Annotated in this window: 22 protein-coding genes; 19 read left to right on the forward strand and 3 right to left on the reverse strand. The window is 61.8% G+C overall.

What is annotated here, in order from left to right; all coding sequences use genetic code 11:
* The first annotated feature begins 32 nt into the window (after nt 1-32).
* The 15 genes from ABT24_RS07975 to ABT24_RS08045 all read left to right on the forward strand — a co-directional run bounded on the left by ABT24_RS07975 (nt 33) and on the right by ABT24_RS08045 (nt 15,463).
* Complete coding sequence (locus tag ABT24_RS07975; protein ID WP_013106540.1) at nt 33-509, forward strand: NuoB/complex I 20 kDa subunit family protein; 477 nt, start codon at nt 33-35, stop codon at nt 507-509.
* Nucleotides 510-554: 45 nt separating this feature from the next.
* On the forward strand, nt 555-1,184 hold the full coding sequence (locus ABT24_RS07980; RefSeq protein ID WP_276727027.1) for an NADH-quinone oxidoreductase subunit C: 630 nt from the start codon (nt 555-557) through the stop codon (nt 1,182-1,184).
* Nucleotides 1,185-1,211: 27 nt separating this feature from the next.
* A complete protein-coding gene (locus tag ABT24_RS07985) occupies nt 1,212-2,465 on the forward strand; it encodes an NADH-quinone oxidoreductase subunit D (RefSeq protein ID WP_013106538.1) in 1,254 nt (417 codons plus the stop codon).
* Nucleotides 2,466-2,503: 38 nt separating this feature from the next.
* On the forward strand, nt 2,504-3,004 hold the full coding sequence (nuoE, locus tag ABT24_RS07990; protein WP_041608708.1) for an NADH-quinone oxidoreductase subunit NuoE: 501 nt from the start codon (nt 2,504-2,506) through the stop codon (nt 3,002-3,004).
* Entirely contained in the window at nt 3,001-4,329 is a 1,329-nt protein-coding gene (gene nuoF / locus ABT24_RS07995; protein WP_276727030.1) for an NADH-quinone oxidoreductase subunit NuoF, read from the forward strand. Before nuoE ends, nuoF begins: the two co-directional genes overlap by 4 nt.
* 38 nt (nt 4,330-4,367) lie before the next feature.
* Nucleotides 4,368-6,818, forward strand: coding sequence for an NADH-quinone oxidoreductase subunit NuoG (gene nuoG / locus ABT24_RS08000; protein ID WP_276727032.1), 2,451 nt, complete (start codon nt 4,368-4,370; stop codon nt 6,816-6,818).
* 96 nt (nt 6,819-6,914) lie between these two features.
* Nucleotides 6,915-7,976: an NADH-quinone oxidoreductase subunit NuoH gene (gene nuoH / locus ABT24_RS08005; protein ID WP_013106534.1), complete on the forward strand. Its 1,062-nt coding sequence runs from the start codon at nt 6,915-6,917 to the stop codon at nt 7,974-7,976.
* 9 nt (nt 7,977-7,985) lie between these two features.
* A complete protein-coding gene (nuoI, locus tag ABT24_RS08010) occupies nt 7,986-8,474 on the forward strand; it encodes an NADH-quinone oxidoreductase subunit NuoI (RefSeq protein ID WP_276727035.1) in 489 nt (162 codons plus the stop codon).
* Nucleotides 8,475-8,572: 98 nt separating this feature from the next.
* A complete protein-coding gene (locus tag ABT24_RS08015; RefSeq protein ID WP_013106532.1) occupies nt 8,573-9,202 on the forward strand; it encodes an NADH-quinone oxidoreductase subunit J in 630 nt (209 codons plus the stop codon).
* Between the two features lie 3 nt (nt 9,203-9,205).
* On the forward strand, nt 9,206-9,520 hold the full coding sequence (nuoK, locus tag ABT24_RS08020; RefSeq protein WP_013106531.1) for an NADH-quinone oxidoreductase subunit NuoK: 315 nt from the start codon (nt 9,206-9,208) through the stop codon (nt 9,518-9,520).
* 3 nt (nt 9,521-9,523) lie between these two features.
* Nucleotides 9,524-11,554, forward strand: coding sequence for an NADH-quinone oxidoreductase subunit L (gene nuoL / locus ABT24_RS08025; RefSeq protein ID WP_276727037.1), 2,031 nt, complete (start codon nt 9,524-9,526; stop codon nt 11,552-11,554).
* A gap of 20 nt (nt 11,555-11,574) precedes the next feature.
* Nucleotides 11,575-13,059 (forward strand): NADH-quinone oxidoreductase subunit M, encoded by a 1,485-nt coding sequence (locus ABT24_RS08030; protein ID WP_276727039.1) that lies wholly within the window; start codon nt 11,575-11,577, stop codon nt 13,057-13,059.
* An 11-nt stretch (nt 13,060-13,070) separates the two neighbouring features.
* Entirely contained in the window at nt 13,071-14,537 is a 1,467-nt protein-coding gene (nuoN, locus tag ABT24_RS08035) for an NADH-quinone oxidoreductase subunit NuoN (RefSeq protein ID WP_276727041.1), read from the forward strand.
* A 12-nt stretch (nt 14,538-14,549) separates the two neighbouring features.
* A complete protein-coding gene (locus tag ABT24_RS08040; RefSeq protein ID WP_013106527.1) occupies nt 14,550-14,867 on the forward strand; it encodes a DUF2818 family protein in 318 nt (105 codons plus the stop codon).
* The gene (locus tag ABT24_RS08045) at nt 14,864-15,463 is read left to right on the forward strand and encodes an NUDIX domain-containing protein (protein WP_276727043.1); all 600 of its coding nucleotides are present in this window, start codon (nt 14,864-14,866) and stop codon (nt 15,461-15,463) included. Before ABT24_RS08040 ends, ABT24_RS08045 begins: the two co-directional genes overlap by 4 nt.
* Nucleotides 15,464-15,472: 9 nt before the next feature.
* On the opposite strand, the gene ABT24_RS08050 is transcribed toward ABT24_RS08045, so the two are convergent.
* On the reverse strand, nt 15,473-16,537 hold the full coding sequence (locus tag ABT24_RS08050; RefSeq protein WP_276727044.1) for a glycosyltransferase family 4 protein: 1,065 nt from the start codon (nt 16,535-16,537) through the stop codon (nt 15,473-15,475).
* A gap of 111 nt (nt 16,538-16,648) precedes the next feature.
* Here ABT24_RS08050 and ABT24_RS08055 point away from each other — a divergent pair, with 111 nt between their 5' ends.
* From ABT24_RS08055 to ABT24_RS08070, 4 genes are all read left to right on the forward strand, one after another.
* Nucleotides 16,649-17,917, forward strand: a complete 1,269-nt coding sequence (locus ABT24_RS08055) for a lipoprotein-releasing ABC transporter permease subunit (protein ID WP_013123802.1) — start codon at nt 16,649-16,651, stop codon at nt 17,915-17,917.
* Nucleotides 17,910-18,947, forward strand: a complete 1,038-nt coding sequence (locus tag ABT24_RS08060; protein ID WP_276727046.1) for a hypothetical protein — start codon at nt 17,910-17,912, stop codon at nt 18,945-18,947. Before ABT24_RS08055 ends, ABT24_RS08060 begins: the two co-directional genes overlap by 8 nt.
* A gap of 71 nt (nt 18,948-19,018) precedes the next feature.
* Nucleotides 19,019-19,234, forward strand: a complete 216-nt coding sequence (locus ABT24_RS08065; RefSeq protein WP_276727048.1) for a hypothetical protein — start codon at nt 19,019-19,021, stop codon at nt 19,232-19,234.
* Nucleotides 19,194-19,343, forward strand: coding sequence for a hypothetical protein (locus tag ABT24_RS08070; protein WP_276727158.1), 150 nt, complete (start codon nt 19,194-19,196; stop codon nt 19,341-19,343). The genes ABT24_RS08065 and ABT24_RS08070 overlap by 41 nt, the downstream gene beginning before the upstream one ends.
* A gap of 34 nt (nt 19,344-19,377) precedes the next feature.
* On the opposite strand, the gene ABT24_RS08075 is transcribed toward ABT24_RS08070, so the two are convergent.
* Together ABT24_RS08075 and ABT24_RS08080 are read right to left on the reverse strand one after the other, a co-directional pair.
* Nucleotides 19,378-21,015 carry an OFA family MFS transporter gene (locus tag ABT24_RS08075; protein WP_276727050.1) on the reverse strand — a complete coding sequence of 546 codons (1,638 nt, stop codon included), beginning with the start codon at nt 21,013-21,015 and terminating at the stop codon, nt 19,378-19,380.
* A gap of 195 nt (nt 21,016-21,210) precedes the next feature.
* A complete protein-coding gene (locus ABT24_RS08080; RefSeq protein ID WP_423837723.1) occupies nt 21,211-22,239 on the reverse strand; it encodes a peptidoglycan-binding protein in 1,029 nt (342 codons plus the stop codon).
* Between the last annotated feature and the right edge of the window lie 272 nt (nt 22,240-22,511).

Raw genomic sequence — 22,511 nt, forward strand, 5'->3', positions numbered from 1 at the left:
CGCCAATCTGAATCGATGAGGAGTAAAGCATCATGAGCATTGAAGGCGTTCTGCAGGAAGGTTTCATCACGACTTCCGCAGACAAGCTGATCAACTGGACGCGCACCGGCTCGCTCTGGCCCATGACCTTCGGTCTGGCCTGCTGCGCGGTGGAAATGATGCATGCAGGTGCTGCGCGCTATGACCTGGACCGCTTTGGCATCGTGTTTCGCCCCAGCCCGCGTCAGTCCGACTTGATGATCGTGGCCGGTACGCTGTGCAACAAAATGGCGCCCGCGCTGCGCAAGGTCTACGACCAGATGGCCGAGCCGCGCTGGGTGCTCTCCATGGGCTCTTGCGCCAACGGCGGCGGCTATTACCACTACTCTTACTCGGTGGTGCGTGGGTGTGACCGCATCGTGCCGGTGGATGTGTATGTGCCGGGCTGCCCGCCGACTGCCGAAGCGCTTCTTTACGGACTGATCCAGTTGCAGAACAAGATCCGCAGAACCGAAACGATCGCGCGCTGAACTGCCTTCAAAAACGCGCCCTCATTCACTTCGCAAATCGATGCCATGACCAGCAAGCTCGAACAACTCGACACCGCGCTGCGCGCCGCATTGGGCGAGCGCATTCTGGCCCTGCAGGCCAGCGTGGGCGAACTCACCCTGGACGTTGCTCCGGCACATTACCGCGACGTTTGTCTGGCTCTGCGCGATGACGCCGAACTGCATTTCGAGCAACTCATCGATCTTTGCGGCGTCGATTACGCGCAATACGGCAATGCCGTGCGCGAGGAAGCTGGCCGTTTCATGGTGGTCGTGCACCTGTTGTCGCTCAAGCACAACTGGCGATTGCGTGTGCGCGTGCGCTGTGCCGACGATGATCTGCCGCTGGTAGCCTCGATCAACGACATCTGGAACTCGGCCAACTGGTTCGAGCGCGAGGCCTTCGATCTCTACGGCATCATTTTTGAAGGCCACCCGGATTTGCGCCGCATCCTTACCGATTACGGCTTCATCGGTCATCCCTTCCGTAAAGACTTCCCGCTTTCCGGCACGGTGGAAATGCGCTACGACCCCGACAGCAAGCGCGTGATCTACCAGCCTGTCACCATTGAACCCCGCGAGATCACTCCGCGTGTCATTCGCGAGACGGGCTATGGGGGTCTGGGCGGTGTCAGTCGCGCAGGTCTGGGGCGCTGAGCTTGGGGCACTGCTTAGGGCACTGATATGGCTGACATTAAAAACTACACCCTCAACTTCGGCCCGCAGCATCCGGCTGCGCACGGCGTGCTGCGTCTGGTGCTTGAGCTCGACGGCGAGGTGGTGCAGCGGGCAGATCCGCACATTGGCCTGTTGCACCGGGCGACCGAAAAACTGGCGGAGCACAAGACCTACATCCAGGCGCTGCCGTATATGGATCGTCTGGATTACGTGTCCATGATGTGCAACGAGCATGCCTACTGCCTAGCGATTGAAAAGCTGCTGGGTGTCGAGGTTCCGCTGCGTGGGCAATACATCCGGGTGATGTTTGCCGAAATCACCCGCTTGCTCAACCACCTCATGTGGCTGGGCGCGCATGGGCTGGATTGCGGCGCGATGACCGTGTTCCTCTACGCCTTCCGCGAGCGCGAAGATTTGTTCGATATGTACGAGGCGGTGTCGGGTGCGCGGATGCATGCGGCCTATTTCCGCCCGGGCGGCGTCTACCGCGATCTGCCCGACAGCATGGCGCAATACGGTGAGTCGAAGATTCGCAATGCCCGCGCCGTCGAGGCCCGCAACGCCGGGCGCCAGGGCTCGCTGCTCGATTTCATCGACGACTTTACCCAGCGTTTCCCGGCCTATGTCGATGAATACGAAACCCTGCTGACTGACAACCGCATCTGGAAGCAGCGCACGGTGGGAATCGGCGTGGTCTCTCCGGAGCGGGCGATGAATCTGGGGATGACCGGCCCGATGCTGCGCGGCTCCGGAGTGGTGTGGGACCTGCGCAAGACCCAGCCCTACGACGTCTATGACCGCATGGATTTCGATATTCCCGTGGGCAAGAACGGCGACTGCTATGACCGCTATCTGGTGCGCATGGAAGAAATGCGCCAGTCCAATCGCATCATCAAGCAATGCGTGGACTGGCTGCGGGCCAACCCCGGCCCGGTGATTACCGACAACCATAAAGTTGCGGCCCCCGCGCGCGAGGAAATGAAGACCAGCATGGAAGCGCTGATCCATCATTTCAAGCTGTTCAGCGAAGGCATGCGCGTGCCTGAAGGCCAGGCCTATGCCGCTGTCGAGCATCCCAAGGGCGAGTTTGGCATCTACCTCGTGTCCGATGGGGCGAACAAGCCTTATCGTCTCAAGATCCGCGCGCCCGGCTTTGCCCATCTGGCTGCGCTCGATGAAATGTCGCGCGGCCACATGATCGCTGACGTCGTCGCCATCATCGGCACGCTCGACATCGTTTTCGGGGAGATCGACCGCTGATGGACCGCTCGCCTGTCACTTGTGAAATGCAACGCATGATGTTGTCCGAATCCACCCGCCAGCGCATCGACCTGGAAGTGGCCAAATATCCGCCCGAGCAGAAACAGTCGGCGGTCATCGCGGCGCTGTCCATCGTCCAGCAGGAGCAGGGCTGGGTGTCGCCCGAGGCCGAGAAGGCGGTGGCCGACTACCTTGGCATGCCGCCGATCGCCGTCCATGAGGTGGTGACCTTCTACAACATGTTCAACACCCGGCCGGTCGGACGCTTCAAGCTCAACGTCTGCACCAATCTGCCGTGCGCCCTGAGCGGCGGCGAAGCGGCGGCCCAGTATTTGAGCGAAAAGTTGGGTGTGGCGCTGGGCGAAACCACGCCCGACGGAGTTTTCACCCTGCAAGAGTCCGAATGCTTGGGCGCCTGCGGCGATGCCCCGGCCATGCTGGTCAACGATCGTCGGCTGTGCAGCTTCATGCGCCCCGAGCGTCTCGATGCGCTGGTGGAAGAACTGCGTGCAGAGGCGGCCAAGGGAGAGTCGAAATGAGTCGGCCATTCGGACAAAGCACTGGGCAGGAAAGCTGTTTTCACGGCCGTCATCTGCAGCCGCAGATCCTCGCCGGGCTGAACGGCGAGAATTGGGATCTGCAGGGCTACCTGGCGCGCGATGGCTACCAGGCGCTGCGCAAAATCCTCACCGAAGGCTGGACGCCCGAGCAGGTCATCGCCGAGGTCAAGACTTCCGCGTTGCGCGGGCGGGGCGGTGCCGGTTTTCCCACCGGGTTGAAATGGAGTTTCATGCCGCGTCAGTTTCCGGGGCAGAAGTATCTGGTGTGCAACTCCGACGAGGGCGAGCCGGGCACCTTCAAAGACCGTGACATCCTGCGCTTCAACCCGCATGCGGTGATCGAAGGCATGACCATCGCCGCCTTCGCCATGGGCATCACCGTGGGCTACAACTACATCCACGGCGAGATTTTCGAGGATTACGACCGGTTCGAAGAAGCGCTGCGACAAGCACGCGATGCAGGCTATCTGGGCGACAACATCCTGGGCAGCAACTTCAGCTTCCAGTTGCATGCCGCGCATGGTTTTGGCGCCTACATCTGTGGCGAGGAAACCGCGCTGCTCGAATCGCTCGAAGGCAAGAAGGGCCAGCCACGCTTCAAGCCGCCTTTTCCCGCGAGCTTTGGCCTGTATGGCAAACCCACCACGATCAACAACACCGAGACCTTTGCCGCGGTGCCGTGGATCATCCGCAACGGCGGCCAGGCTTATCTCGAAGTGGGCAAACCCAACAACGGCGGTACCAAAATTTATTCGGTGTCGGGTGACGTCGCCAAACCGGGCAACTACGAAGTGCCCATGGGCACGCCGTTTGCCAAATTGCTCGAACTCGCCGGGGGCATGCGCGAAGGGCGCGAGCTCAAGGCTGTGATTCCCGGCGGATCATCGGCTCCGGTGCTGCCCGCCAGCATCATGATGGACTGCACCATGGATTACGACTCCATCGCCAAGGCAGGCTCCATGCTGGGTTCGGGGGCGGTGATTGTGCTCAACGATACCCGCTGCATTGTGAAGTCGCTGATGCGTCTGTCCTACTTCTACCAGCATGAGTCCTGCGGGCAGTGCACGCCGTGTCGCGAAGGCACGGGCTGGCTGTACCGCGTGGTGCATCGCATCGAAAACGGCCAGGGACGGATGGAAGACCTCGACCTGCTCAACTCGGTGTCCGACAACATCGCCGGGCGCACCATTTGCGCGCTGGGCGATGCGGCGGCCATGCCGGTGAAGTCGTTCGTCAAGCACTTCCGGCCTGAGTTCGAGCATCACATCACCCACAAGACCTGCCTCGTGCCAGCCTATGTTTGAGCCGCTCTTTGTCCCGATTCTGCACAGGACGCACCATCATGGTTGAACTCGAAATCGACGGTCAAAAAGTCCAGGTGCCCGAGGGCGCCATGGTCATGGATGCGGCCACGCAACTCGGCATCTATGTGCCGCATTTTTGCTATCACCACAAGTTGACCATCGCCGCCAACTGCCGCATGTGCCTGGTCGATGTGGAAAAGGCGCCCAAGCCGCTGCCGGCCTGCGCCACCCCGGCCGCGCAGGGCATGGTCGTGCGCACCCATTCCGAGCGTGCGCTTCAGGCGCAGAAAGGGGTGATGGAGTTTCTGCTCATCAACCATCCGCTCGATTGCCCGATCTGCGACCAAGGCGGCGAATGCCAATTGCAGGATCTGGCCGTGGGCTATGGCGGTTCGGTCTCGCGCTACACCGAAGAAAAGCGCGTGGTCTTTCACAAAGATGTCGGCCCGCTCATCGCCATGGAAGAGATGAGCCGCTGCATCCAGTGCACGCGCTGCGTGCGCTTCGGCCAGGAAATTGCCGGCATCATGGAACTCGGCATGGCCAACCGCGGCGAGCATTCCGAGATCATGACTTTCGTCGGCAGCACGGTCGATTCCGAGCTGTCGGGAAATATGATCGACATCTGTCCGGTCGGCGCGCTCACCAGTAAGCCGTTCCGCTACAGCGCCCGCACCTGGGAACTGTCGCGCCGCGCTTCCATCAGCCCGCACGACAGCGTGGGCGCCAATCTCATCGTGCAGGTCAAGGGCGACCGCGTGATGCGCGTGGTGCCGCAAGAGAACGAAGCCGTCAACGAATGCTGGATCTCCGACCGAGATCGTTTCGCCTACGAAGGGCTCAACAGCGAAGAACGATTGACCGCGCCGCAAATCCGCGAAAACGGGCAGTGGAAGTCAGTCGACTGGCAAACCGCGCTCGAATTTACCGTGCAAGGTCTGCGTCGCGCCATGGGGCAGGAGGGCGGCGCCGCGCTCGCAGCCCTGGCCGTGCCCACCAGTACGGTGGAAGAGCTGTATTTGCTGAAAAAACTGCTGACCGCGCTGGGCAGCAACAGCCTGGACACCCGTCTGCGCCAGAGCGATTTTTCCGGTGACGCCAACGCAGCGGCCATTCCCTGGCTGGGCATGCCGATTGCCGACATGGGACAGTTGCAGGCCGCTCTGTTCATCGGCAGCACCTTGCGCAAGGAGCAGCCGCTACTGTCGGCGCGCGTGCGGCAAGCGGCCAAGGCCGGGGCCAAAATTTCCACCCTGCACGCGGCAAACGACGATTGGCTCATGCCCCTGCACGCACGCATTGCCGCTGCGCCCAGTCTATGGGTTGCCGAGTTGGCTGGGGTGGCGCGTGCCGTGGCACAGGTCAAAGGCATCGAGGCGCCGGCCGGTCTTCAGGCCGTGGCGACGCCGAGTGCTCAGGCTCAGGCGATCGCGGCCAGCCTGCTCGGCGGCGAACACAAGGCCGTGTTCCTGGGCGACTCAGCCGTGCAACATCCGCAGGCTGCGACGCTGCGCGCCCTCGCGCAGTGGATCGCACGTGAGGTCGGCGGCATCTGCGGCGATCTGACTGAGGCGGGCAACACGGTGGGCGCCGCGCTGCTGGGGGTATCGCCCCTGGCTCCTGGCCGTGATGTCGCCAAAATCATCGCTCAGCCGCCGCGCGCCATGATGCTGTTCGGCGTCGAACCGGAGGAAGACAGCGCTGACCCGGTCGCCCTGCACAAAGCGCTGGAGCAGGCCGAGTTCATCGTCTCGTTCAGCCCCTTTGTTGACGCGGCTGAGGGTTACGCGCACGTCATGCTGCCGATCGCGCCCTTTACCGAAACGGCGGGCAGCGTGGTCAATGCCGAAGGTCGGCTGCAGAGTTTCAACCCCGTCGTACAGCCTCTGGGTGAGACCCGTCCCGGATGGAAAGTGCTGCGCGTGCTGGGCAATTTGTTCGAGCTGCAGGGCTTCGATTACCAGAGTGCTGCAGAGGTTCGCACTGAGGCCTTCGCGGGCCTGGGTGGCGTTGATCAAGGCGGCGCCGACCAGATCGCCGCCCGTCTGGCGCAGTCCACGCCCCTGGACTTGCCACCCCAGTTGCCTGCCGCGGTGGCCCCTGCGATCGAGCGTTTTGCGCCGGTGCCGATCTATTCGAGCGACGCCATCGTGCGTCGCGCGCCTAGCCTGCAACGCACGCGCGATGCACGCAACGCCCGCATGGTGGGCGTGTCCACCGCCTTGTGGGAACAACTCGGCCTGCAGAACGGCGATTCGGTGCGCGTGAAGGTTGATACGGTTGATGCGCAAAGCGTGGTGTTACCCGCGCGCTGTGACGACGCGCTGGCCCCCACCGTGGTCAGCATTGCTGCGGCCTGGGCCGAGGCGGCGCCCTTGGGTGCGCTCGGAGCGATGTCTGGTGCGGTTCAGGTCGAGCGGGTGAGCGCCGTGGCTGCCGTTCCTGCCGCCGCAGTTCCCACCGCCCCTGCAAGCCCTGAAAGGGTCTGAGATGAAATACTCTTGGCCCTCACAATGTTCGCAAAGTTTTCCCTCTCCCAAGGGGAATGAAGCGCGCCTGGCGCGATCCCACGCATCCTGCTGATCATGCTCGAATCCTTCAACCAAGGTGGACTTTCCCTGCTCGGGCCGATTGCCTGGCCGATCGTCTGGAACCTGATCAAGATCATCGTCATCGTCGCGCCGCTGATGGGAGCCGTGGCGTATCTCACGCTCTGGGAGCGCAAGCTGATCGGCTGGATTCAGATCCGCATCGGCCCCAACCGCGTCGGTCCGTTCGGCCTGCTGCAGCCCATCGCCGATGGCCTCAAGCTGCTGCTCAAGGAAATCGTCATCCCGTTCCGCTCGAACAAGCGTCTGTTCCTGCTGGGGCCGGTGATGACCATCATGCCGGCCTTGGCCGCCTGGGCGGTCATTCCGTTCGGGCCGGACGTCGCGCTCGCCAATGTCAACGCCGGATTGCTCTTGCTGCTGGCGCTCACTTCTCTTGAGGTCTATGGCGTGATCATCGCCGGTTGGGCGTCGAACTCCAAATACGCCTTCCTGGGCGCCATGCGCGCTTCGGCACAGATGGTGAGCTATGAAATCGCCATGGGTTTCGCCATGGTCATCGTGCTCATGGTGTCCGGCAGCCTGAACATGACCGAAATCGTGATGGGGCAGACCCATGGCACTTTTGCCTCCATGGGCCTGAACTTCCTCTCCTGGAACTGGCTGCCGCTGCTGCCCATTTTTGTGGTCTATTTCATTGCCGGTGTGGCCGAGACCAATCGTGCGCCCTTCGACGTGGTGGAAGGCGAATCGGAAATCGTTGCCGGCCACATGGTCGAGTATTCGGGCATGGCCTTCGCCATGTTCTTCCTGGCCGAATACGCCAACATGATCCTGATCTCCATCCTCACCACGGTCATGTTCCTGGGCGGATGGGATGCGCCGGTGGCCTTCCTCGGTTTCATTCCGGGGTGGATCTGGCTGGGCATAAAGACTTTTGTCGTGGTCAGCATGTTTCTCTGGCTGCGGGCCACCTTCCCGCGCTATCGCTACGACCAGATCATGCGCCTGGGCTGGAAGATTTTCATTCCCGTCACCCTCATCTGGCTTGTCGTGGTGGCCGCCTGGATGCAAACCCCCTGGAATATCTGGAAGTGAGGCAGAACCATGGCCGCTTTGCGTGACACCTTCAACAGCTTTTTTCTGGTCGAACTCTTCAAGGGTCTGGCTCTGACGGGCAAATACGCCTTCAAGAGCAAGATCACGGTGCAGTACCCGGAAGAGAAGACGCCGCTGTCGCCGCGTTTTCGTGGCCTGCATGCGCTGCGCCGTTATCCCAATGGCGAAGAGCGTTGCATCGCCTGCAAGCTCTGCGAGGCCGTGTGCCCGGCAATGGCCATCACCATCGAATCGGAGCAGCGTGACGATGGCACCCGCCGCACCACCCGCTACGACATCGATCTGACCAAGTGCATTTTCTGCGGGCTGTGCGAAGAAAGCTGCCCGGTCGACTCCATCGTCGAAACCTCGATTTTTGAATACCACGGTGAAAAGCGTGGCGATCTCTACTTCACCAAAGAGATGCTGCTGGCCGTGGGAGACCGCTATGAAAAAGACATCGCCGCCACCAAGGAGGCCGACGCCCCATACCGCTGATCGCTGAAGCTCGCCGCAAGGCATGGGCGGGCTCTGGCGATTGTCCCCACTGTTTCTAGGCCGACGGCTTGCGCTGCGGCAAGGCCCTTATTGTGACCATGGACGTTCAAACCATCCTGTTCTACCTGTTCTCCGCCGTGCTGCTATTTGCCGCGCTGCGTGTGATCACGGCGCGTAACCCGGTGCACTCAGCGCTTTATCTGGTGCTGGCGTTCTTCCAGATGTCGGCCATCTGGCTGCTGCTGCGCGCCGAGTTTCTCGCCATCGTGCTGGTGTTGGTTTACGTCGGCGCGGTGATGGTGCTGTTCCTCTTTGTGGTGATGATGCTCGACATCAACCTCGACAGCATTCGCAAGGGGTTCTGGCGCTATTTTCCTGTAGCAGCGCTGGTGGGCGTGCTCATCGTGCTGGAAATGGCCGCCGTGCTGATGCAGGGCTTCCAGATTGGCGGCATGACGCGCGCTGCGCAGGTCGGGGCAGCGGCCTCTGCCGACAATCCGCTCACCCATCTGTCCAACACCCGCGCGCTGGGCGTGGTGCTGTATTCGCAATACCTGTTCGCGGTGGAAATTGCGGCGGTCATATTGCTCGTGGCCATCATCGCGGCCATCGCGCTCACGTTGCGCCGGCGCAAGGATGTGCGGCATATGCCGGCTTCCGAGCAGATCAAGGCCCGCCGTGCAGACCGCGTGCGGCTGGTGTCCATGCCCGCCCAACCCAAGGAGTAAGCCATGCTCGGTTCACTCACCCTGGCGCATTACCTGGTGCTCGGCGCCATTCTGTTCGCTATCTCGGTCGTCGGCATTTTTCTCAATCGCCGCAATCTCATTGTCATCCTCATGGCTATTGAGCTCATGCTGCTGGCGGTGAACCTGAATTTCATCGCCTTCTCGCACTACCTGCAGGATTTTGGCGGACAGGTGTTCGTGTTCTTCATCCTCACCGTCGCTGCGGCGGAGTCGGCCATCGGTCTGGCCATTCTGGTGGTGCTGTTCCGCAACCTCAACACCATCGACGTCGAGGATCTCGACCAACTCAAGGGCTGATCGATGCAAGCCACGCTGAATCCCACCTTGCTGCTGGTCATCGCACTGGCGCCTCTCGTCTCGTCCATCATCGTCGGCCTGTTCGGCCGAAGCATCGGTCGATCGGCTTCGCACTGGCTGACCACGCTCTCGGTCGGATTGTCTTTCGTGCTGTCGCTCATCGTCCTCAATGACGTCATCAACGGCGCCCGCTTCAACGCCACGATTTATGAGTGGATGGTGGTGGGCAAGCTGCACATGGAAGTCGGTTTCATGATCGACGGCCTGTCGGCGCTGATGATGGCTGTCGTCACGTTCGTTTCTCTCGCGGTGCACATCTACACCATCGGCTACATGGCCGATGACGATGGCTACCAGCGCTTTTTCAGCTATATCTCCTTGTTCACCTTCTCCATGCTGATGCTGGTGATGAGCAACAACATGCTGCAGCTGTTTTTCGGCTGGGAGGCGGTGGGCTTGGTGTCCTATCTGCTGATCGGCTTCTGGTACACGCGGCCCACGGCGGTATTCGCCAATATGAAGGCCTTCATCGTCAACCGCGTGGGCGACTTCGGCTTCATTCTGGGCATTGGTCTGCTGGCGGCCTACACCGGCAGCCTGAACTACACCGAAATTTTCGCCAAGGGGCCCGAACTCGCGCTGTTGCACCTGCCGGGCACCGACTGGATGCTGATCACCGTGGCGTGCATCTCTTTGTTCATCGGCGCCATGGGCAAGAGCGCGCAATTCCCGCTGCATGTCTGGCTGCCCGATTCGATGGAAGGTCCGACGCCGATTTCCGCGCTCATTCACGCTGCCACCATGGTGACGGCGGGTATTTTCATGGTGGCGCGCATGTCGCCGCTGTTCGAGTTGTCGAACACTGCGCTGTCCTTTATTTTGGTCATCGGCGCCATCACCGCGCTGTTCATGGGCATCCTGGGCGTGGTGCAAACCGACATCAAGCGGGTCATTGCCTACTCCACCCTATCGCAGCTCGGCTACATGACCGTGGCGCTGGGGGCTTCGGCCTACTCGGTAGCGATTTTCCACCTGATGACCCATGCGTTCTTCAAGGCTTTGCTGTTCCTCGCGGCGGGCTCGGTGATCATCGGCATGCATCATGACCAGGACATGCGCCATATGGGCGGTCTGCGCAAATACATGCCCATCACCTGGATCACCTTCCTGATCGGCGGTCTGGCGCTCAGCGGCATTCCGCCGTTCGCTGGCTTTTTCTCCAAAGACAGCATCATCGAGGCGGTGCATGCCAGCGATCTGCCGGGAGCGGGCTTTGCTTACTTCGCCGTGCTCTCTAGTGTGTTCGTCACCGCGCTCTACACCTTCCGCATGTATTTCATGGTATTCCATGGCGTAGAGCGCTTCCGGCACGTGGCGCACGATGCTCATGGACATGATCATGGGCATGATCACGGACACGCTGGCGCTCACGAGCCGCACGAGTCGCCGTGGGTGGTGACGGTGCCGCTCATCATGCTGGCCATTCCGTCCGTCCTCGCAGGCTATCTCTTCATTCAGCCGCTGCTGTACGGGCATTTCTTCGGGAACTCGATTTTTGTCAACGCGGCAGCCCATCCAGCCATGCGGGATCTCGCTGAGCACTGGCACGGCCAGATTCAGATGATGATTCACGGCTTGTTGTCGATGCCGCTGTGGCTGGCGCTTGCCGGCATTGCCACGGCCTACTACGGCTATATGGTGAACCTGCGCTTCCCTCAGGCTGTGCGGCGCATGCTGGGGCCGATCTATACCGTGCTTGAAAACAATTACTTCTTCGACTGGTTCAACCAGAACGTGCTGGCTTCTGGCATGCGTCTGCTGGGCACGGGCCTATGGAAAGGCGGGGATGTGGGTCTGATCGATGGTCTGCTGGTCAACGGTACGGCGCGCGTGGTCGGCTGGACAGCACGGGTGGTGCGCCTGCTGCAGACCGGCTACATCTATTACTACGCCCTGGCGATGATTGCCGGCGTGGTGGTGTTCATGGGCTATTTTGTTCCGGGCAAGCTGTTGTCCGGCTGGTTCATCCGATAACAGCGAAGCGCGATACAAGCATGCAATCTCTCCCTTTGCTCAGTCTGTCCATCTGGATTCCCATCGCCTTCGGTGTCTTGCTGCTCTTTGTTCAAGGCGAGCAACGCGCTGCGGCTGCTCGCTGGCTGGCGCTGATCGGCTCGCTGATCTCCTTTCTCATCACCCTGCCGCTGATCACAGGCTTCGACAACGCTCAGGCGGGCATGCAGTTTGTCGAGTCCGTGCCCTGGATTCGGCCTTTCAACATCAATTACGCGCTGGGCATCGACGGCGTGTCGCTGTGGTTCGTGCCGCTGACCGCTTTGATGACCGTGATCGTGATCATCAGCGCCTGGGAGGTCATCAAAGATCGCGTCAGCCTTTATCTCGGCGCTTTCCTCATTTTGTCGGGCCTGATGATCGGCGTGTTTGCCGCGACCGATGCCCTGCTGTTCTATGTGTTCTTCGAGGCCACGCTCATTCCGATGTATCTGATCATCGGCATCTGGGGCGGGCCGCGGCGGGTGTATGCCGCCTTCAAGTTCTTCCTCTACACCCTGGCTGGTTCGCTGCTCATGCTGGTGGCGCTGATCTATCTCTATCTGCAGTCGGGCGGCAGTTTCGACATCGCCAACTGGTACCACGTGCCGCTGTCGATGACCGCGCAGATTTTCATATTCATCGCCTTCTTCTTCGCCTTCGCGGTGAAGATTCCGATGTGGCCGGTGCACACCTGGTTGCCCGATGCGCACGTTGAAGCGCCTACCGGCGGCTCGGTGATTCTGGCGGCCATCATGCTCAAGCTCGGCGCCTACGGTTTCATCCGCTTCTCTCTGCCCATGCTGCCTGATGCCAGCCATGCGCTCGCGCCGGTCATGATCGCCTTGTCGCTCATTGCGGTGATCTACATCGGTTTTGTCGCGCTGGTGCAGGCCGACATGAAAAAGCTGGTGGCGTATTCCTCCATCGCGCACATGGGCTTTGTCACTCTGGGTTTTTTCCTGTTCTCCGACCTGGGTGTGCAGGGCGGGTTGGTGCAGATGATCTCGCATGGTTTCATTTCCGGCGCCATGTTTCTGACCATCGGGGTGCTGTATGACCGCATGCACACCCGCCAGATTGCCGATTACGGCGGAGTGACCAACACCATGCCCAAGTTCGCCGCACTGGCCGTGCTGTTCGGCATGGCCAACGCCGGCTTGCCGGGCACCAGCGGTTTTGTCGGCGAGTGGATGGTGATTCTGGCTGCGGTGAAATTCAATTTCTGGATCGGCCTGCTGGCCGCGACCACGCTCATTCTGGCTGCGAGCTATACCTTGTGGATGATCAAACGGGTGTATTTCGGGCCGGTGGGCAATGACCATGTAGCCGCGCTCAAGGACATCGGCGCCCGTGAATTCTTTATGCTCGCCGTGCTGGTCGGCGCGGTGCTGTGGATGGGCGTGTATCCCAAATTCTTCACCAATCCGATGCAGGCTTCGGTGCAACATCTGCTGCAGTTTGCGGCGTCTTCCAAATTGCAGTGACAACAACCGCCATGAACTGGATCGCCATTTATCCGGAAATTCTCCTGCTCGTGCTGGCCTGCGTGGTCATGCTCGTCGACCTGTTCGTCAAAGATGCGCAGCACCGATTGAGCTATTGGCTGACGCTGCTGGGACTGGTGGGCATCGGCGCGCTTTGCGGGCTTTACTACGCCTCGGGCATGCAGCAGTTCGCCATGGCGCGTGCACTCATCGTCGATCCGATGGCCATGCTGCTCAAGCTTTTCACGGTCATCGCCACCATCGTCACCTTGGTTTACTCTCGGCGCTACGCCCTGGATCGCGGCATGTGGGGCGGCGAGTTGTTCAGCCTGGTGCTGCTGTCGCTGCTCGGGCAGTTCATCATGATCTCGGGTAACAACCTGCTGACCATCTACCTCGGGCTGGAATTGCTCTCGCTCGCGCTCTACGCCTTGGTTGCGCTGCGCCGCGATCACACGCAGTCCACCGAGGCGGCGATGAAATATTTCATCCTCGGCGCGTTGGCTTCGGGTTTCCTGCTCTATGGCATGTCGATGCTGTATGGCGCCACCGGTTCGCTTGATCTGGTCACCATCTTCCGCATGATCGCGGTCGAGCCGATCAACCGCGCCGTGCTCGTGCTCGGGGTGGTGTTCATCGTTGCAGGTCTGGCGTTCAAGCTCGGAGCCGTGCCCTTCCACATGTGGATTCCCGACGTCTATCAGGGCGCGCCCACGGCTGTGGTGCTGATGGTGGGCGCGGCGCCCAAACTGGCGGCCTTCGCCATGGCGATTCGCCTGCTGGTGGAAGGCATGTTCCCGCTGGCGATGGACTGGCAGGGCATGCTGGTGGTGCTGGCGGTGCTGTCCATCGGTCTGGGCAATCTGGCGGCCATTGCGCAGACCAACCTCAAGCGCATGCTGGCGTATTCCACCATCGCCCAGATCGGCTTCGTGCTCCTCGCGCTGCTCTCAGGCATGCTCAACGGCAATGGGCTCTCCGCCTCCACTGCCTACAGCGGCGCGATGTTCTACATGGTCATTTACGTGCTCACCACGCTGGGCACCTTCGGCGTGATTCTGCTGCTCGCCCGCGAAGGTTTCGAGGCCGAAGACATCCGCGATTTTGCCGGTCTGGCCAAAACTGACCCCTGGATGGCAGGTGTCATGACGTTTCTTTTATTCTCTCTGGCAGGCATACCGCCGTTCGCTGGTTTTTATGCCAAGCTCGAAGTGCTCACCATTCTGCTCAATACCGGGCGGGTCTGGCTGGTGGTGTACTCGGTCATCCTCTCGGTCATCGGTGCGTATTACTACATTCGTGTGATCAAGGTGATGTATTTTGATGCACCCACGGCGCTTTCGGCCTCGCGCGCAAGTGGAGTGGGCGGAGCGCGTGCTCTGCTGTCGCTCAATGGTCTGGCGGTTTTATTTCTTGGGTTGATGCCCGGTGGTTTGATGACCTTGTGTTATCAGGCCATCGCCAATACCCTGCACTGAAAGCGTTTCCCTATGCAGAATTCCGCAATCTGGTTGGTTATCGTTCTGGCGTTCGTCGCCGCCAACCTGCCGTTTGTTTCCAACCGCTTCTTCCTGGTCATTCCGCTCAAGAAAACCCCCAAGTCGATCTGGCTACGTCTGCTCGAGCTGCTGATCCTGTTCTTTGTCGTCGGCTTTATTGGCATGGCGCTTGAAGCGCGGATCGGCCAGAACTATCCACAGCATTGGGAGTTCTATGCCGTCTCTGTCGCCATGTTCCTGGTGCTGGCCTTTCCGGGTTATGTGCTGCGTTACATGGTCAAGCGTCATCCGGCCCCGAGTCGCACATGAGCGGCGATCCGGCGCGTGTGCCGCAGGCAGCGGCCTTGCGCGAACATACGCTCGACAGCGAGATGGTGTTTCGCGGCACCTTCCTCAATATTTCGCGCGATCTGGTGCGTCTGGCCAACGGCGCGCAGGTGACCCGCGAATACATCCGCCACTCCGGCGCGGTGATGATCATTCCCCTGCTCGATAACGGCAAGGTGCTGATGGAGCGCCAGTTCCGCACGCCGATGCAGCGGGTGATGGTGGAGTTTCCCGCGGGCAAACTCGATGCGGGTGAGAGCTGGCTGGCTTGTGCCCAGCGCGAACTTCGCGAGGAAACCGGCTACAGCGCGAAGCAGTGGGCCTATATCGGACCGATCAACAACGCGATTTCCTACTCAGACGAAACCATTCATCTCGCTTTCGCGCGCGGTCTGGTCGCAGGTCGCCAATCGCTCGACGACAACGAACTGCTCGATGTTTTCGAGGCCAGCCCGCAAGACACCCTCGACTGGGTGCGCAATGGTCAGCTCACCGACGTCAAGACCGTGATCGGCGCGTTCTGGCTGGAAAAATTGCTGCAAAACACCTGGAGCTTCGACTGGCAGGACGTGGCCTGACGCTGTAGCTCAGATGCGGCGCTGAACCAGCAGACGATAGGCCAGCAGATAGAGGGTAACGAAGCCCACACAGCAGGCCATGAGCAGGGGGGTGTTGCCCCACCACAGCATGGCCGGGCCCACGCTGAAAGCCGCGACGGCCCAGAGATAAGGCGAGGTGGCCGCATTGCGGCGTTGCCGAGGATCGGGATGATCGTCCTCGTTGAGCAGGCGGGTAAGCCGCCAGTAGACCAGATGATGCAGATGCAGCGTGTCTGGCGCCGTGCCCGCGCGCTGGCGAAACTTGCGCCGCCACAGCGAATACAGTAACTCCCACACCGGGTAGGCCAGCACCATGAGGGCGAACCAGGGTGAAACGGCAGGGTTGCGCGCCACCAGCAACACGCTGAGCAGCGCCATCCAGAAGCCGAGCAGATAAGCGCCGGTATCGCCCAGGAAGATCTGGCCGCGCGGCCAGTTCCAGAACAGAAAGCCCAGCAGCGCGCCGATGGCGGTGAGGCTGAGCGCCATGATCAGCGGGTCGCTGACCTTGAACGCCACATAGCCGATGGCGCCGAAAATCATGAAGCTCACCATGCCGGCCAGGCCGTTGTAGCCGTCGATCATATTGACCGCATGCGGCAGGGCGCTGATGGCGACGAGTGCGATAAGCCAACCCAGCACCGGCCAGGCGTGTATCCATGCGTCCAGCGGCCACAGCCCCAGACGGGTGACGCTGGCCTCAAGCAGCCAGACCGCTAGCCCCGCGGCGAGCACCGTGGCCAGCGCCCGCCACAAGGGGGGCACATGGCGGCGCAGGTCTTCCACCACCCCGGCGAGCAGCACCGGCGCAATGGCGACGGCCAATCGGATTGTGACGGGCTCGCTGACATAGGTGAGGTGCATGAGCCATAGCAGGCCCACCAATATGCCCAGCGCCAGGGCGAAGCCGCCGGTGCGCGGCGTGGGGTGGCGATGCCATTTCTGCACGCCCTGGGTTTCGTCCAGGCCGAAATGCCTGTGCCGACCCAGCACGATGAGGGCGGCGCATCCCAGCCAGCAGAGCAGGGCGGACAGGGCGGTGGCGTGCAACATGGGGTGCGGTAGAGAAACGCGATAAACCGACATTGTGCCTTTGCCCGGCATCACGAATCCACATGTCCCGCGCGCCGTCTTGCCTGCGGCCGTCGCCTACACTGCGCAGTTATGTCTGCATCCTTCTCCTGGCCTTTTGAGCTGCTTATCGGTTGGCGCTATACCCGCAGCGGGCGGCGCAGTCGGCGCAACGGCTTCATCTCCTTCATTTCTGCGGTCTCCGTTGGCGGCATCGCCCTCGGGGTGGCCGCGCTGATCGTGGTCATCTCGGTGATGAACGGGTTTCAGAAAGAGGTGCGAGACCGCATGCTCAACGTCATTCCGCACATCCAGATTCTCAATGTCAATGGTCAGGCCTTGCCCGACTGGCGCGGCGTGGCGCAGCAGGTCAAAAGCAATCCGGCAGTGACCGGGGTGGCGCCCTTTGTGCAAGGTCAGGCGCTGGTGGCGCAGGGCAGTCAGTTGCAGGGCGTGCTGGTCTGGGGGGTGGAGCCGAGCGAAGAAACCCAGGTGTCGCAGATTCCCGAGCACATGGTGGCGGGCAGTCTGGCCGCGCTCAAGCCGGGCGACTTCGGTGTGGTACTGGGCAACGAGCTGGCGAATGCGCTGGGGGTTGGCGTGGGCGACCAGATCACCATGGTGGTGCCCAGCGGCTCCATCACCCCGGCGGGCATGATTCCACGCCTGCGCACCCTGCGGGTGGTGGGCATTTTCAATGTTGGGCACTACGAGTACGACAGCACCCTGGCGCTGGTGAATCTGCAGGACGCTTCGGCGCTGTTCCGCACCGGAGGCCCCACCGGACTGCGGGTGCAGACGCGCAATATGAATGACGCCCCACAGATTGCGCAAGACCTGCAGCGCGTGCTGCCACCTGAACTCGTGGCCCAGCCCTGGACCGAGCAGAACCGCACCTGGTTCGAGGCCGTGGTGATCGAGAAGCGCATGATGTTCATCATTCTCACCATGATCGTGGCGGTGGCGGCGTTCAACCTCGTCTCTACCCTGGTCATGACGGTGACCGACAAGCTGGCCGATATCGCCATTCTGCGCACGCAGGGTGCGAGCCCCGGCTCCATCATGTCCATCTTTCTGCTCCAGGGCGCGGTGACGGGTTTTCTCGGCACCTTCGCCGGTGTCGCGCTGGGTTGTCTGATTGCGTTCAACCTCGATCCCATTGTCTCGTTTCTCGAAGCCGTGCTGCACACCCAGTTCCTGCCGCGCAGCGTGTACCTGATCCACACCATGCCCAGCGATCCGCGCTTTTCAGACATCGCCACCATCACCGTGGCGTCGCTGGTGTTGTCGCTGCTGGCCACGCTTTATCCCAGTTGGAGCGCCTCGCGGGTGCAACCGGCGCAGGCTTTGCGCTATGAGTGAACATCTGCTGCTGTCCGATCTGCCCTCGACCTCGCCGGCGTTTGTGCAACTGCTGGCGCAGCCCGGCTTGCCTGCAACCGCCGCTCTTTGCCGTCAGGCCGTAGTGCTGGAGCAGGAAGCCCCTCGAGAAGATGCCCAAGCCGCCTGGCTGACGCCCGCCGAGCGCTGGCTGCTGCACGCCCTGCGTCTGGAAGGCGCCGAAGCGGAGCAGGCGCCTTGGGCGCGTCTGGCCGCGCTGGCCGATGGCGTGGCCGACGCTTTTCCCGCAGATCAGGCGCTGTGCCTGCTCACCCCTGCACATCTGCGGCTGGGGCGCGACAGCCTGACGCTCACCGATCCTGCCGCGCTCGATCTCACGGTGGATGAAGCTCAGCCGCTCTTCGCCGCCGTCGAGCCCTTGTTTGCCAGCGCGGGATGGACGCTGCGCCAAGTCACGCCGATGCGCTGGTACGCCGCCCACCCAAGCCTTAGCGCAGTGGTGACGGCGGGCGTGGCGCGCTCTCTTGGCCGCAGCGTCGCAGCCTGGATGCCCGGCGGCCCGGCGGCCCGGCCTTGGCGGCAACTGCTCACCGAAGTGCAAATGACCTGGCAGCACCATGCCGTCAACGAAGCGCGCGAACAGCGCGGCCTGCCCGACATCAATACCCTCTGGATACACGGCTGCGGCCCCCTGGCGGCCGATTGGCGCAGCCCGGTGCGCCTTGCCGAACAGGCCCACGACGGCGATGCGGTGAGCGATCCGGCCCTCGCCGCCGCGCTGCGCGGCCTTGCTTTGCGCCTGCGCAACGGGCCGCTCGACATCCTGCGTCTGTTCGACGCCCGCGCGCTGCTGGCCGATGACCCCGCCGCCGGTCTGCGTCAGCTCGATGCCAGCCTTTCCGCCGCCATTGCGCAGGCGGTGCAGCAGACGGGCGGCGTGCGTCTCACCCTCGCGGGCGAGCTGCGCTGGCGCACCCTGCAGATCCGCCGTCCGCAAGACTGGAAATTCTGGCAACGGGCCGACTTTCCCGCGCAGTTTCACGGTTTGTAGCCAAACAAGTTGTCACGTTTTGTCATTCTTATCGCATATAAAAACAACTTTGCAGGCGATGAGGGTGAGAGATGGGTTACGAACGCTGGTGGGCCGCATTTAGCCTGTTTCTGGGATTGATGCCAAGCGCTCCCATGCGCGATGGCGGCGGCGCTGCGCTCGTCTGGGCTGCGGTGATGCGGGCTCTGCACGCCAAAAACGCCAAGCCGCCAACAGACGCCGCCGAGCGATCTGCCGCGCGTTTGGCTGACCGCCGCTTCCACGGCCGATGCGCGCAGGCAAGTTGATGGTCGCCCTCTGGGCCGTGGCGCGCGCTTGCCCTGGTTTCCGCAGCCCGGTCGGCACCAGATCGCCCTGGTCGATGCGCGCGGCTCCGGGCTTCGCACCCGGCGCTGAACGGGGGCTGAGCAATCAGCCCCCTGCCGCAAGCTCAGAACAGTACGGCTGCCTTCTGTAGGGCGATATAGACGCCGATAAAGAAGGGAATACCGACCGCAGCCCAGGCCAGCACGCCAACCATGCCGAAGCTGCCGCGTGCCGCGTGCTCGGCGTCACCGGCGATGCGGTCTTCGTGCTTGAGGGCGCGTTCGCGGGCGAGTTCTTCCGGCGTCATGCGGTACTTGGCCGCCACAGGGCGCACCAGCAGGTTGAGGATGAAGCCCACCAGCAGCAGTCCGGCCAGGATGTAGAGCGTGCGGTCATAGACCAGGTTCTTCGCCACACCGGCGTCGATCTGGGTCTGGCGGATGGCGGCGATGAGGAAGGGCCCGGCCACACCGGCAACCGACCACGCCGTGAGCAGACGGCCGTGAATCGCGCCCACCATCTGCGTGCCGAACAAGTCGGCCAGATAGGCCGGCACAGTGGCAAAGCCGCCGCCGTACATGGTCATGATGACGCAGACCACCAGAATGAACAGACCTGCCGCACCGCTATGGCCCAGCGCGGGGAGGCTGGCGTAAAGCGCCACGCCCAGCGCAAAGAACACCGCATAAGTCGCCTTGCGGCCGATGTAATCAGACAGCGCGGCCCAGAACAGACGTCCACCGCTGTTGAACAGGCTGATCAAACCGACCAGGCCACCGGCTGCCGCGACCAGCGCGGCCTTCTGCGCCGCATCGAGTGCTGCGCCGCTGTCGAGGCCGATGAGACGGCCGCCGAACACGTCCTGCAGCATGGGGCTGGCCATGGCGATCACGCCGATGCCCGCCGTCACGTTCAGGCACAGAATCCACCAGACCAGCCAGAACTGCGGCGTTTTCATCGCCTTGTTCAGATGCACTTCATGGTCGGTGATCATGGCATTGCCGCCCTTGGCCTTGGGCGTCCATCCCCGCGGCTTCCAGCCAGTGGGCGGCACCCGGAAGCCGAACGCCCCCGCCGACATCACCACGAAATAGAGCAAGCCCATGATGATCAGAGTCTGAGCGACGCCCAGCGTGCCCGAAGCGCTGAAATACTTCATCAGCGCCACAGCCAGCGGTGCACCGATCATCGCGCCGCCGCCAAATCCCATGATGGCAAAGCCGGTGGCCAGACCGCGACGATCCGGGAACCATTTGATGAGGGTCGAGACGGGCGTGATATAGCCCAGCCCCAGACCAATGCCTCCCAGCACGCCGGCCCCGAGGATCACCAGCCAGAGCTGATGGATGTAAACGCCGATGCCGCCGAGCACCAGGCCGCCGCCCCAGCACAGCGCGGCGATGAAACCGGCCTTGCGTGGGCCCGCATGTTCCAGCCAGGCGCCCCAGATGGCGGCCGAAATACCCAGAAAGGCGATGAATACTTCAAAGATGTGCGTCACCGACGGCACCGTCCAGTTGCAAGTCGTGGTGGTGAGATGGCCCCAGAAACCCATCGAGCCGCATACGGCAGGATCGGTGCCTTCAAGCAGCTTGCTCATCGGCAGCCAGAACACGGAGAAGCCGTAGGCCATGCCGATACACAGGTGAATCGCAAGCGCGGCGGTAGGCACCAGCCAGCGGTTGAAATTGGGACCTGCAACCGTGCTTTCGCGGTCGAGCAGGCCCGGTTTAGAGAGGGGGGTGCTAAGAGAAGATGCCATTCATGACTCCAAGTTTGTCGTTGTTCCCCGGGATGCGGCGGCAGGAACTTTTGCCGCTGCAGGCCGCTTTATAGTCAAATTTCGTGACTTTGTTGGCAAAGTTTGTCTGACATGTTGCGTTTTGTGCATATGAAAAAAGCCGACAGGCGTCGGCTTTTGGTGGAGGTCTGCCCTCACAGGCAGACTACCCTGAAATTACTGATTGAACGCCGCGATCGTGGCCTGGTCGAGCACGCCCGATTCAGGCAGGCCGCGCGAATTCTGGAAGCGCTTGAGCTCAGCGCGGGTTCGCGGTCCCATGACGCCGTCGGGCGTACCGACCGGAAAGCCCTGCGCGTTGAGCTTTTCCTGCGCCTGTTTGAGCGTCATGGTGGCGGGGGCGGTCTGCGCTGCGGCCACAGGCTGTGCGGCCGGGGTCGATCCGCCCTGCACGCCGAGCTGGCCGCCGGTGCCCAGGCCGCCTTTGACTTCCTGCGCTTTGTAGTTCTCGACAGCCTTGACGACACCGTTATACGAATCCATGAACGCCGCCACAATGACTTTGCCCTGCGCCGTGTTGGCATAACCGCCGCCGATGCCGCCCGCTGCGCCGCCAAACAAGCCACCAATGGCGCCGAAATCCCAATTTTTCGCACTACCCTCGGCAGCAGCAAGCTGCACGCCTGAACGGTTGTCCACCAGCGTGAGCAGGGTGCTGGCTTCCTTGGCGCTGACGCTGCCACCCACAATGGCCCCAACCGGGCCGAGCAGACCGCCCACTAAGCCGCCAATGCCGCCAGCGTTATTGTTCGAGAAGGTGATGGTCGGGCTCAGGGTGTAGTCCGCCGAAACCATTTGCCCCTTACCGAAGTTCGAGTTCTGCCGCAGCTCGCCCGATTGGGCCAGCGCGCGCTCTTGCATCATGTTGTTCATGGCGCGGCCACGATCGACCACCACAAAGCAGTTCGACTGCTGGATCATGAGCTTGAGCACCGGCGTGGTCGGGCCGAGCTGGTATTGGCTGGTGAGAATGCCGTACCAAGGTGTATTGGTGTCTTCCACCACGGCAATGGTGCCCAGCGGCGCATTGCAGCGAGCGAGTTTGCTGTTCGCGTTCTGGCTGTTGGCGCCGCCAGCCGATCCTGTGGCTTCGGTTTTTGCAGCTTTTGATCCCATGTCCATGCTGGAACATGCGGCAAGGGAAAGGACCGCAGCTAGGGCTGTTAGGCGCTTGAATGGATGCATCATTGATCTGGACTCCAAGTTGTTATCGATGAAAAAGCGGGCCTGCCCGACTATCAGACGGCGCAGCCGCCAGATACTAGAAGTTTTTTATGGTGTTTTTCGGTCATAAACGCTTTCTGAGTGCGCAATCTTGACGAATTGTGGCTTTTTAAGCATTTTGCTAGGCCGATATGCAAGGTTTGAGCCTGAAGCGACGCTATCGCATGAACGATGCGCATCAGGTTTCGGTGTCGCGCGCACAATAGAGGTTTAGCCGTCTTCAAGGCCCACAA

Origin of the sequence: Thiomonas sp. SCN 64-16 (assembly GCF_001725585.1) — a bacterium.
GTDB classification, from domain to species: domain Bacteria; phylum Pseudomonadota; class Gammaproteobacteria; order Burkholderiales; family Burkholderiaceae_C; genus Thiomonas; species Thiomonas arsenitoxydans.

Coding starts and splice junctions, on each gene's coding strand:
- ABT24_RS08060 (WP_276727046.1), top strand. CDS start 17,910: ATGAGTGAACATCTGCTGCTGTCCGATCTGCCCTCGACCTCGCCGGCG.
- nuoN (WP_276727041.1), top strand. CDS start 13,071: ATGAACTGGATCGCCATTTATCCGGAAATTCTCCTGCTCGTGCTGGCC.
- nuoI (WP_276727035.1), top strand. CDS start 7,986: ATGGCCGCTTTGCGTGACACCTTCAACAGCTTTTTTCTGGTCGAACTC.
- ABT24_RS08055 (WP_013123802.1), top strand. CDS start 16,649: ATGTCTGCATCCTTCTCCTGGCCTTTTGAGCTGCTTATCGGTTGGCGC.
- ABT24_RS07980 (WP_276727027.1), top strand. CDS start 555: ATGACCAGCAAGCTCGAACAACTCGACACCGCGCTGCGCGCCGCATTG.
- ABT24_RS08015 (WP_013106532.1), top strand. CDS start 8,573: ATGGACGTTCAAACCATCCTGTTCTACCTGTTCTCCGCCGTGCTGCTA.
- ABT24_RS08030 (WP_276727039.1), top strand. CDS start 11,575: ATGCAATCTCTCCCTTTGCTCAGTCTGTCCATCTGGATTCCCATCGCC.
- ABT24_RS08075 (WP_276727050.1), bottom strand. CDS start 21,015: ATGGCATCTTCTCTTAGCACCCCCCTCTCTAAACCGGGCCTGCTCGAC.
- nuoK (WP_013106531.1), top strand. CDS start 9,206: ATGCTCGGTTCACTCACCCTGGCGCATTACCTGGTGCTCGGCGCCATT.
- ABT24_RS08045 (WP_276727043.1), top strand. CDS start 14,864: ATGAGCGGCGATCCGGCGCGTGTGCCGCAGGCAGCGGCCTTGCGCGAA.
- nuoL (WP_276727037.1), top strand. CDS start 9,524: ATGCAAGCCACGCTGAATCCCACCTTGCTGCTGGTCATCGCACTGGCG.
- ABT24_RS08040 (WP_013106527.1), top strand. CDS start 14,550: ATGCAGAATTCCGCAATCTGGTTGGTTATCGTTCTGGCGTTCGTCGCC.
- ABT24_RS07975 (WP_013106540.1), top strand. CDS start 33: ATGAGCATTGAAGGCGTTCTGCAGGAAGGTTTCATCACGACTTCCGCA.
- ABT24_RS07985 (WP_013106538.1), top strand. CDS start 1,212: ATGGCTGACATTAAAAACTACACCCTCAACTTCGGCCCGCAGCATCCG.
- nuoF (WP_276727030.1), top strand. CDS start 3,001: ATGAGTCGGCCATTCGGACAAAGCACTGGGCAGGAAAGCTGTTTTCAC.
- ABT24_RS08080 (WP_423837723.1), bottom strand. CDS start 22,239: ATGCATCCATTCAAGCGCCTAACAGCCCTAGCTGCGGTCCTTTCCCTT.
- ABT24_RS08050 (WP_276727044.1), bottom strand. CDS start 16,537: ATGTTGCACGCCACCGCCCTGTCCGCCCTGCTCTGCTGGCTGGGATGC.
- nuoE (WP_041608708.1), top strand. CDS start 2,504: ATGTTGTCCGAATCCACCCGCCAGCGCATCGACCTGGAAGTGGCCAAA.
- nuoH (WP_013106534.1), top strand. CDS start 6,915: ATGCTCGAATCCTTCAACCAAGGTGGACTTTCCCTGCTCGGGCCGATT.
- nuoG (WP_276727032.1), top strand. CDS start 4,368: ATGGTTGAACTCGAAATCGACGGTCAAAAAGTCCAGGTGCCCGAGGGC.
- ABT24_RS08065 (WP_276727048.1), top strand. CDS start 19,019: ATGGGTTACGAACGCTGGTGGGCCGCATTTAGCCTGTTTCTGGGATTG.